This is a genomic window from Mesorhizobium sp. M7A.F.Ca.CA.001.10.2.1, assembly GCF_003998575.1.
In the GTDB taxonomy this organism is placed as follows: Bacteria; Pseudomonadota; Alphaproteobacteria; order Rhizobiales; family Rhizobiaceae; genus Mesorhizobium.
The window spans coordinates 1-9,632 of the sequence record NZ_RZQY01000180.1; the positions used below are offsets into that span (position 1 = coordinate 1).

The 9,632-nt window shown below is 64.8% G+C and carries 7 protein-coding genes; 6 read left to right on the forward strand and 1 reads right to left on the reverse strand.

The window, feature by feature from the left end:
- The 6 genes from ftsZ to EN964_RS14020 all read left to right on the forward strand — a co-directional run.
- Positions 1 to 998: cell division protein FtsZ (ftsZ, locus tag EN964_RS13995; RefSeq protein ID WP_127276453.1), on the forward strand; the 998-nt coding region annotated here is incomplete at its 5' end.
- A gap of 194 nt (positions 999 to 1,192) precedes the next feature.
- Positions 1,193 to 2,578: an SWIM zinc finger domain-containing protein gene (locus EN964_RS14000; protein ID WP_236383125.1), complete on the forward strand. Its 1,386-nt coding sequence runs from the start codon at positions 1,193 to 1,195 to the stop codon at positions 2,576 to 2,578.
- Positions 2,575 to 4,002, forward strand: a complete 1,428-nt coding sequence (locus tag EN964_RS14005) for a DUF5691 domain-containing protein (protein ID WP_127270100.1) — start codon at positions 2,575 to 2,577, stop codon at positions 4,000 to 4,002. Before EN964_RS14000 ends, EN964_RS14005 begins: the two co-directional genes overlap by 4 nt.
- A 31-nt stretch (positions 4,003 to 4,033) precedes the next feature.
- Positions 4,034 to 5,113, forward strand: a complete 1,080-nt coding sequence (locus tag EN964_RS14010; RefSeq protein WP_027036087.1) for an AAA family ATPase — start codon at positions 4,034 to 4,036, stop codon at positions 5,111 to 5,113.
- A 4-nt stretch (positions 5,114 to 5,117) separates the two neighbouring features.
- Positions 5,118 to 7,367: a DUF5682 family protein gene (locus tag EN964_RS14015; protein WP_127270098.1), complete on the forward strand. Its 2,250-nt coding sequence runs from the start codon at positions 5,118 to 5,120 to the stop codon at positions 7,365 to 7,367.
- The gene (locus EN964_RS14020) at positions 7,360 to 8,586 is read left to right on the forward strand and encodes a VWA domain-containing protein (protein ID WP_127270708.1); all 1,227 of its coding nucleotides are present in this window, start codon (positions 7,360 to 7,362) and stop codon (positions 8,584 to 8,586) included. The genes EN964_RS14015 and EN964_RS14020 overlap by 8 nt, the downstream gene beginning before the upstream one ends.
- A gap of 60 nt (positions 8,587 to 8,646) precedes the next feature.
- On the opposite strand, the gene fba is transcribed toward EN964_RS14020, so the two are convergent.
- On the reverse strand, positions 8,647 to 9,632 hold a 986-nt coding region (gene fba / locus EN964_RS14025), incomplete at its 5' end, for a class II fructose-bisphosphate aldolase (protein ID WP_127276455.1).

Consider the following 9,632-nt stretch of genomic DNA (forward strand, 5'->3'; position numbering starts at 1 on the left):
GACCCAAGATCACCGTGATCGGCGTCGGCGGCGGCGGCGGCAATGCCGTCAACAACATGATCGCCGAGCAGCTTCAGGGCACCGAATTCATCGCCGCCAACACCGACGCCCAGGCGCTGACCATGTCGAAGGCGACGCGGCTGATCCAGCTTGGCGCCCACGTCACCGAAGGACTGGGCGCCGGATCGCTTCCCGAGATCGGCCGCGCCGCGGCCGAGGAATCGCTCGACGAGATCATGGACCATCTGGCCGGCACGCATATGTGTTTCGTCACCGCCGGAATGGGCGGCGGCACGGGAACCGGTGCGGCTCCAATCATCGCCCAGGCGGCGCGCAAGGCCGGCATCCTGACGGTTGGTGTCGTCACCAAGCCGTTCGCCTTCGAGGGCCGGCGCCGTATGCAGATGGCTGAAGAGGGCATCGAGCGGCTGCGCGAGAGCGCCGACACGGTGATCGTCATCCCGAACCAGAACCTGTTTCGGATCGCCGATGCCAAGACCACCTTCGCCGATGCGTTCGTCATTGCCGATCGGGTGCTCTATGCCGGCGTCAGCTGCATCACCGACCTCATCGTCAAGGAAGGCCTGATCAATCTCGACTTCGCCGATGTCAAATCGGTGATGCGCGACATGGGCCGCGCCATGATGGGCACCGGCGAGGCCTCCGGTGAGGGCCGGGCGATGAAGGCGGCCGAAGCCGCGATCGCCAACCCGCTGCTCGACGAAGTGTCGATGAAAGGCGCCAAGGGCGTGCTGGTCTCGATATCGGGCGGCAGGGACATGACCCTGTTCGAGGTCGACGAGGCCGCCACCCGCATCCGCGAAGAGGTCTACGAGGATGCCGACATCATCGTTGGCGCCATCTTCGACAAGGGCATGGAAGGCCGCTTCAGGGTCTCGGTGGTGGCGACGGGCCTCGACCGTGCGTTTGGTGTGGAGGATGCCGAAGCCGGCATCGCGCGCGACCACGCCGGTCAGCCGGCGCGGACGCTTCAATAAGTCATATCGCGCGTTTATCCTCGCCAGGAGATAATTTCTCGAGGGAGACATCGCCGGATAGCAACTGGCGCAACTATTGTGTTCAGCTGTATCGATCTCGGTACCGCTGCTGCTACAAGAATCCGTCATAGACGGCCATCTATACTGGCTACCCGTATCGTTCGAGCGACGAGAGGCGCGGCTTGGAATTCGACTTGAAAACCATCGAAGCGCTTGCGCCCGATCAGGCGTCGTTGAGCGCAGCGTCCAGGTTGACCAGGCAATCGAACTGGCCACGGCTCGAAAAGAGCGATCAACTGGGGCTCCTCTGGGGGGAATGCCAGGGTTCCGGCTCCAATCCCTATCGTGTGGTCGTCGACACCGGCGACCATGGCTACAAATGCACCTGTCCGTCGCGGAAATTTCCCTGCAAGCACACTTTGGCGCTGATGTGGATTGCAGCCACCACGCCGGCCAGTTTTACCGCCGCAGGCTCGGCCCCGGAATGGGTGAATGATTGGCTCGGCCGCCGCAGGAAGGCCTCGCCGCAGCCGGCGGCGCCAGCGCCCGGTGCGGGAGGCAAGAGCATTGGCGAGGCCTCGCGCGACGACGAAAGCGCTGATGTCGAGGACGCCGCTGCGGTCGAGCGCCGCGAGGCAGCGCAGCGCAAGCGGACGCTGGATACGCAATCCGCGGTGTCGGCGGCGTTGGATGAGCTGGATCAATGGATCGCTGACCAGTTGCGGCTTGGCCTGGCCGGTTTTGTCGACAACAGCAGTGATCGTTGCCGCCGGATTGCGGCACGGCTGGTCGACATGAAGGCGACAGCGCTTGCCGGCCGCATCGACGAGATTCCGTCACGGCTGATGGGGCTGCGCAGCGAGGAGCGCCCGGACGCGGCGATCCGCGAACTAGGCAAGCTTGTGCTGGTGGCCAAGGCCTGGCGATCGACGCCAGGCGACGCCGAATTGAGGCGGCTCGTATCGACGTCCGAAAGCCGTGAGCAGGTTCTGGCCAATCCCGATGCCAAACAGGTCGAAAGCGTCTGGGAGGTGCTTGGCGAGAAGATCGAGTCGCGCCGTGACGGTCTCGTCAGCCATTCGACCTGGCTGCTCAACCTGAAGAGCGCGAGCCCGCAATTTGCTCTCTTGCTCGACTATTTTCCGGCCTCGGCCGGTCGCCGGTCGAACGCCTTCACACCGGGCGACCGGTTCGATGCCAGGCTGGTCTTTTACCCGGCACGCCAGCCGCTGCGGGCCTTGGTGGCGGACCGCAAGGGCGACGTCCCGACAGGTGAGTGGCCCGATTTCGGCTTTCACACAGCCGATCCGCTCGCGGCGCATGCTGCTCACCAGAACACAGCCCCTTGGCTCACCGATTGTCCTGTCATGCTGCCGCCCGGCGCGATCCTGCTGGACGATCGGGGCGCTGCCTGGTGGCAAGCCGCCGGCGATCCGCATGGTATCGCCTTGCCGATTGCCGACACCGTCAATCCAACGCTGCTTGGGCTGGACCTTATGGCAACGGCAGCACTTTGGAATGGCAGCCGGCTTGACCTGCTGGCGGCGCAAAGCGGTTTCGGGAGGCTTGACCTGTCGTGAACGAGATCGAGCAGACCGGCCTGGCGGCCATGCGCGACTGCTGGATCACCGGCGGGACCACCTTCGACCTGGCTCCGGGCGCGTGGAAGGAGATCGCCGGCGGTGCCAGCCCCGACGAGCGCGAACGCCGGCTGCTGGCGATCGCCGCACAAGCTCTCGACACCGCCTTGCGGCCAGCCGCGCCAAAGATGCTGAAACGCCGCCCGCAATTGCCCGAACTCGCCTTGCCGATGCTGCCGGAACGGCTGCGGCCGCTATTGCGAGCCGCGCTCAAGCATGCCGCCGACACAAGAAGCAAGTCGCGTGTGGTCACGCTCGTCGCCAGCCGCGGCTTCGTGCTGCATCCGATGGACTGGATGCCAGCCGCGTCGGATCAGAGCAGTCCGGACGTTTATGCACCCTGGATCGACTGGCAGGCAGGCGCGGACGGCGAAAAACCTGCAAGCCAGGAGCATCTGACGGTGGAAAACTGGGATGACTTCTATCCCGCCGCACGCCGCACCGCGCTCGCCGATATGCGCCGCACCGCACCGGCTTCGGCTCGGCAACTGATCGAAACCAAAGCCTCCGGAGAGCCGGCGGAGATCAGGATTGCACTCGTCGACCTGTTGCGCTTCGGCCTGGGTGCCGATGACGTGCCATTCCTGAAGAGCCTCTCCGCCGATCGTTCCGGCAAGCTGCGCGAGCTCGCTGGCCGGTTGCTGGCAAGATTGGGAGAGCACGGCTCGCCAGGCGGTGGCGGGCCGGAAGATCCGACGGCCGAACTCGCTGCCTTCATCGCTGAAGGCAAATCCGGCTTCATCCGCCGCCGCACCACCTACACGCCGGCAAAACTCAAATCGCCGGCGCAGGAAAGACGTCGCGCCGAACTGTTCGAGACCTGTAACCTGGTCGACCTCGCCACGCGCTTCGGCACCACCGAATCCGAGTTTATCGGGGCGTGGCAATTCGGCGCCGAGAGCAATGCCGATATCCTTGTTGCCCGAATGGTCGCCGCGTCGGGCAGCGACGCCGCGGTGACGCACATGGCGGATATGCTTGTCGCCGAACGTGACAAGCCCGCACTCTTCGTCCTCCACCTCATGGCGCGTCTGGACAGCCGCAGGAAGCGTGTCCTGGTCAGGTCGATCCTGAAGGACACGCAACATCTTGGCGCGCTCAATCTGGCCGAGGGCCTCGAAGCAAGCTGGCTGGAATGGGCCGACCTGACAAACGGCCAGACGCTCGCGGCGCTTCGCTCCGCTGTTGCAGCAAACGATGACGCTGTGAGGCGAGGCGTCGACCAGCTTCTGGAAACTATGGGCTTTCTCGCCACGGCGGCGACGGCGGAGAAATTGATCGGAGACGTTGTTGCGGCCGGTATGGCGCCGGCGGCGCCGTCTCTGGGTCTCCTGCGGCTCAACGCGTCACTGGCCGAGCATTGAACCAACATATGATCAATCCGGAGAACAGCAAATGAACGCAGCCATCCGTCTTCCGGTCGAGCAGGCCTATGCCGCCGAATTGCAGGCGCTCTCGCGCAATGACGACCGGCAAAGGCCTGCCGGATGGAGCCTTTCACCAAAGGCGGTCCTTACCTACCTGCTTGGCGGAAAGGCTGACGACGGGACAGTGATAACGCCCAAATATGTCGGCCGCCGCCGGCTGATGGAAACCGCGGTCGCGACGCTCGCCACCGATCGCGCGCTGTTGCTGCTGGGTGTTCCCGGCACGGCCAAATCCTGGGTGTCGGAACATCTCGCCGCCGCCATCATGGGCGATTCGACCCTGATCGTGCAGTGCACGGCCGGCACCGACGAGAACCAGATCCGCTATGGCTGGAACTACGCACAGCTTCTGGCAAAGGGCCCAAGCCAGGATGCGCTGGTGCCGACGCCGCTCTACCGCGCCATGCAGGACGGCAAGCTTTGCCGCCTCGAGGAGCTGACGCGCATGGGCTCCGATGTGCAGGACACGCTGATCACCGTCCTGTCCGAAAAGATGATGCCGATCCCGGAACTTAACACCTCGATCTACGCGCAGCGCGGCTTCAACATCATTGCCACCGCCAACAACCGCGACAAGGGCGTCAACGAGTTGTCGTCAGCGTTGAAGCGCCGCTTCAACGTCGTCGTGCTGCCTTTGCCCGAAGACATGGCGGAGGAAGTGGCGATCGTCTCCAAGCGGGTCGGCGAGATGGCCGGCGGTCTTGACCTTCCGGTGCCGAAGAATGTCGGTGAGGAGATCGCGCGAGTGCTGACCATTTTTCGCGAGTTGCGCTCCGGTGCTACAGCCGACGGCAAGGTGACGTTGAAGACGCCGTCCGGTTCGCTGTCCACGGCCGAAGCCATTGCCACCATGGTCGGCGGCCTCAGCCAGGCGGCCTGGTTCGACAGCGGCAAGCTCGGCGCCGAAGGCCTTGCCGCCAGCCTCGTCGGCGCGATCGTCAAGGATCCCGTGCAGGACAAATTGGTGCTGGAAGAATATCTGGAAACCGTGCTCAAGAAGCGGCCAGACTATGCCGGCTACTACGCGGCCTTGAACGCGGCAATCTGACGCCATGGGGCTCAGCGACGTTTCCTATTTCGGCATACGCCATCACGGGCCCGGCTCCGCCGACAGCCTGGTGCAGGCGTTGCAGGAGTTGAAACCGGTCGCCGTGCTGATCGAAGGACCGGCCGACGCCAGCCCGCTGTTGCCGTTGCTCGCCCGCCCCGAAATGCAGCCGCCGGTGGCGCTGCTCTGCTATCCCGAAGACGATCCGGCCTCGACAAGCTTCTGGCCCTTCGCCGAATTCTCGCCGGAGTATCAGGCGACGCTCTGGGCCGTCACCAACAATGCGGCAGTGCGCTTCATCGATTTGCCGTCGTCAGCCCGCACTGCGCCGATTGAGGCCGTGGGGGAAACCGAGAGCGATGGAACGGAAGCCAACGTCGAGGCTGACTTGGCGCCGCATCTGCGGGACCCGATCGGAACGCTGGCACAAGCTGCCGGCTATGAGGATGGCGAAAGCTGGTGGTCTGATATCATCGAGCAGAACCCGCAGCCGGGTCCAATCTTCGCGGCAATAGCCGACGCGATGACGACGCTGCGGGACGGCGAAGGTCCGCTTGCGGCGTTTGAGGCGAAACGCGAAGCGCATATGCGGCTTGAGATCGCCGCCGCGCGAAAGGAATTCGATGGGCCGATCGCTATCGTTTGCGGTGCTTTCCATGTGCCGGCGCTGCAGGCGACGCGACCGCTGAAGGAAGACCAGGCGCTACTCAAGGGGCTCGCCCGCCGCAAGAGCATGATGACCTGGGCGCCGTGGACGGGGCCGCGTCTGGCGCTGGGCTTCGGTTATGGCGCCGGCGTTGTCGCGCCCGGCTGGTGCAAGCATCTGTGGCAGACGCGCGGGCAAGGCGACGCCTCGGTCCTTTGGCTGGCGAAGATCGCGGCGGTCCTGAGGGCCAAGGGGCACATGGTCTCGACCGCCTCGCTGATCGAAGCCGAACGGCTGGCCCGCACGCTGGCTGTGATCCGTGAACGGCCAAAGCCCGGTTTCGAGGAATTGCGTGACGCCGCGATCGCCGCCCTGTTCAACGGGGAAGCGCTGCTGTGGGCGCTGGTCGAAGCCGAATTGCTGCTGGGCGCCGATGTCGGTGAAATTCCGCCAGACACGCCGCTGGCGCCGCTAATCGAGGACCTGCAGCGCAACCAGAAGGCGGCACGGCTGAAGCCCGAGGCGCTGGAGCGCGAATTATCGGTCGATCTGCGCAGCGAGAGCGGGCTGTTTCGGTCGACCTTGCTGCACCGGCTGTCCGTGCTTGGCGTGCATTGGGGCAAACTCATCGACAGCGGCCGTAGCCGCGGCACCTTTCGCGAGCGTTGGACGCTGTCGTGGGAACCTGAGTATGCCGTTCGACTGGTGGAGAACCTGGTCTACGGACCAACCATCGAAAAGGCGGCCAATGGTCGGCTGATCCAGATGATCGGCGCGGCGACGTCTCTTGATGCGATGGCCGCACTGGTCCAGGGCGCCATCACGGCAAACCTGTCGGAAGCGTCGATCGCCGGTCTCGCGGCCTTGGAGGAACGGGCAGCCCGCAGCAGCGAATGCCTGGAAATCCTGACATCGGTGCCGCCGCTCGCCGACATCATCCGCTATGGCGAGGCTCGCAAGACGGAAACCGCCCGTCTGTCCGGTCTGCTGGAGCGGCTGATCGTCGAAGGCGGGATCGCGCTCGCCTATGCCGCCCGCGACCTCGATGCCCAGGCATCCACGACGCTGGTCGGCGCCATGCGCAAGGCCGACGAAGCGATCAGTCTGGTCGAGCCTGAACAGGACGTGCTGGACGCCTGGCGCAATGGGCTGGCTGCGGTGCTCGATGGATCGCGCTCGACGGCGCTGGTGGCAGGCTGTGCCGCGCATCTGCTCTACGAAGCCGGCCATCTGTCAGCCGACGCGGCAACCGGTCTGATCGCACGACGTCTGTCTCCAGGAACGCCTGTCACCGAGGCTGCAGGGTTCTTCGAGGGTTTCTTCAGCACTGCCGGCCAACGGCTGATCTACGACGAGGGCCTGCGCGGTGCGGTGGATGCCTGGCTCGCATCCCTCGACGAAGACGCCTTCATTGCGCATCTGCCGTTGCTGCGCCGGGTCTTTTCGCATCTGGACTCGATGGAGCGGCGGCGGTTGATCGAAGCGGTGCTCGGCCGCGCCGCACGCCTGCCTGCCGGACTGACGCCGACTCCGGATGGCGGCGAAGCGTGGCGCCGCCATCTTGAACGGCTCGGACCCTTGCTGACGGGAGGGAGCGGCAATGGATGACGAGGCCGAAATGAGCGAACCAATCCAGGCCGGCGACGGACGGGAGCGCCGCTGGCGCCTGGCGATCGGTGCCGATGAGGAAACCTCGTCAGCGCTGTCCGACACCGACAAGCGGCTTTCGGCGGCGCTCGATGCGCTTTACGGCGATGGTGCCGGCGATGCGGCCGCCGATCCGCGCAAGCGGCGCGGCGGCCTCGGCCGCTCGGCGCCAAGGGTGGCACAGTGGATGGGCGATATCAGATCGTTCTTTCCCGCACAGGTCGTCCAGATCGTCCAGAAGGATGCCTTCGAACGGCTCAACCTGAAGCAGATGCTGATGGAGCCGGAATTCCTTAAGGCGATCGAGGCCGACGTCAATCTCGTCGCCGACCTGATTTCGCTGCGCTCGGTCATGCCGGCCAAGACCAAGGACATTGCGCGCACGATCATCGCCGATATCGTCGCCAAGCTGATGCAGCGGCTGGAGCAGAAGACAGCCGAGGCGATCCGCGGCGCGGTCGACCGGTCGCAGCGCACCAACCGCCCACGCCAGCGCGACATCGACTGGCCGCGTACGATCTCAGCCAACCTTCGCCATTACCAGCCCGAGCACAAAACCATCGTGCCGGAGAAGCTGGTCGGCTTCATGCGCAAACAGCGAAGGCTGGTCGACCTGGATGAGGTGGTGCTGTGCGTCGACCAGTCGGGCTCGATGGCAAGCTCGGTGATCTACGCCTCCATCTTCGCCGCGGTGATGGCTTCCCTGCCGGTCGTGCGGACCAAGCTTGTCTGCTTCGACACGGCGATCGTCGATCTGACCGAGGAGCTTAGCGATCCTGTCGAAGTCCTGTTCGGCGTGCAGCTGGGCGGCGGCACCGACATCAACCAGGCCGTGGCCTATTGCGCGGACCGCATCGAACGGCCGACCAAGTCGCATATGGTGCTGATCACCGACCTTTATGAGGGCGGCAACGGGCAGGAATTGCTGCAGCGGCTTGCTGCACTCGTTCGCTCCGGCGTCAACGTCGTGGTGCTTCTGGCGCTGACCGACCAGGGCAGGCCGGGTTATGACCCGAAGATGGCAGGCTCGGTGGCCGCCCTCGGTATTCCGGTCTTCGCCTGCACGCCGGATTTGTTTCCAGACATGATGGCGGCGGCATTGCGTCGGGAAGATATCGGCGCATGGGCGGCTGGCGCCGATATCAAGCTGGTTCGTGCCGAGGCCGAGACTCCGGAGTAAAACAGCCGTCGCCAGAGCTGCCAGGATGCTTCTGGCAGCTCTGGGATAAATGGCTGGAGCTCAGCCGAACTTCGGGTCGAGGCTGCCCGACTTATAGCGCTTGGCCATTTCGGCGACCGGCAGCGGCTTGATCTTCTGCGCGTTGCCGGCGGTGCCGAACTGTTCGAAGCGCTCCTTGCAGAGCTTGCGCATGGCGGCCATGGCCGGTGTCAAATATTTGCGCGGATCGAACTCGCTCGGGTTCTCGGTCAGCACCTTGCGGATCGCGCCGGTCAGCGCCATGCGGTTGTCGGTGTCGATGTTGATCTTGCGCACGCCGTGCTTGATGCCGCGCTGGATTTCCTCGACCGGCACGCCCCAGGTCGGCTTCATCTGGCCGCCATATTTGTTGATGATCTCCTGCAGGTCCTCGGGCACCGAGGACGAGCCGTGCATGACCAGATGCATGTTCGGCAGGCGGCGGTGGATCTCCTCGATGACGTTCATGGCCAGCACCGCGCCGTCCGGCTTGCGCGAGAATTTGTAGGCGCCATGGCTGGTGCCCATGGCAACCGCCAGCGCATCGACATGGGTGTCCTTGACGAATTCCACCGCCTGTTCCGGATCGGTCAAAAGCTGGTCGTGGCTGATCGCGCCTTCGACGCCGTGGCCGTCTTCCTGCTCGCCGCCGCCGCTCTCCAGCGAGCCGAGCACGCCGATCTCGCCTTCGACGGACACGCCGCCCCAATGCGCCATGTCGACGACGCGCTTGGTGATGCCGGAATTGTAGGCGTAGTCGGCCGGCGTCTTGCCGTCTTCCTTCAGCGACCCGTCCATCATGACCGAGGTGAAGCCGTACTGGATCGCGGTGACGCAGGTGGCTTCGTTGTTGCCATGGTCGAGATGCATGCAGACCGGAATGTCGGGATGGATTTCGACCAGCGCGTCGATCAGCTTGGCCAGCACCACGTCATTGGCATAGGCGCGCGCGCCGCGGCTGGCCTGCAGGATGACCGGCGACTTGGTCTCCTCGGCGGCCTCCATGATGGCGAGGCCCTGTTCCATAT

Coding starts and splice junctions, on each gene's coding strand:
- EN964_RS14010 (WP_027036087.1), top strand. CDS start 4,034: ATGAACGCAGCCATCCGTCTTCCGGTCGAGCAGGCCTATGCCGCCGAA.
- EN964_RS14015 (WP_127270098.1), top strand. CDS start 5,118: ATGGGGCTCAGCGACGTTTCCTATTTCGGCATACGCCATCACGGGCCC.
- EN964_RS14020 (WP_127270708.1), top strand. CDS start 7,360: ATGGATGACGAGGCCGAAATGAGCGAACCAATCCAGGCCGGCGACGGA.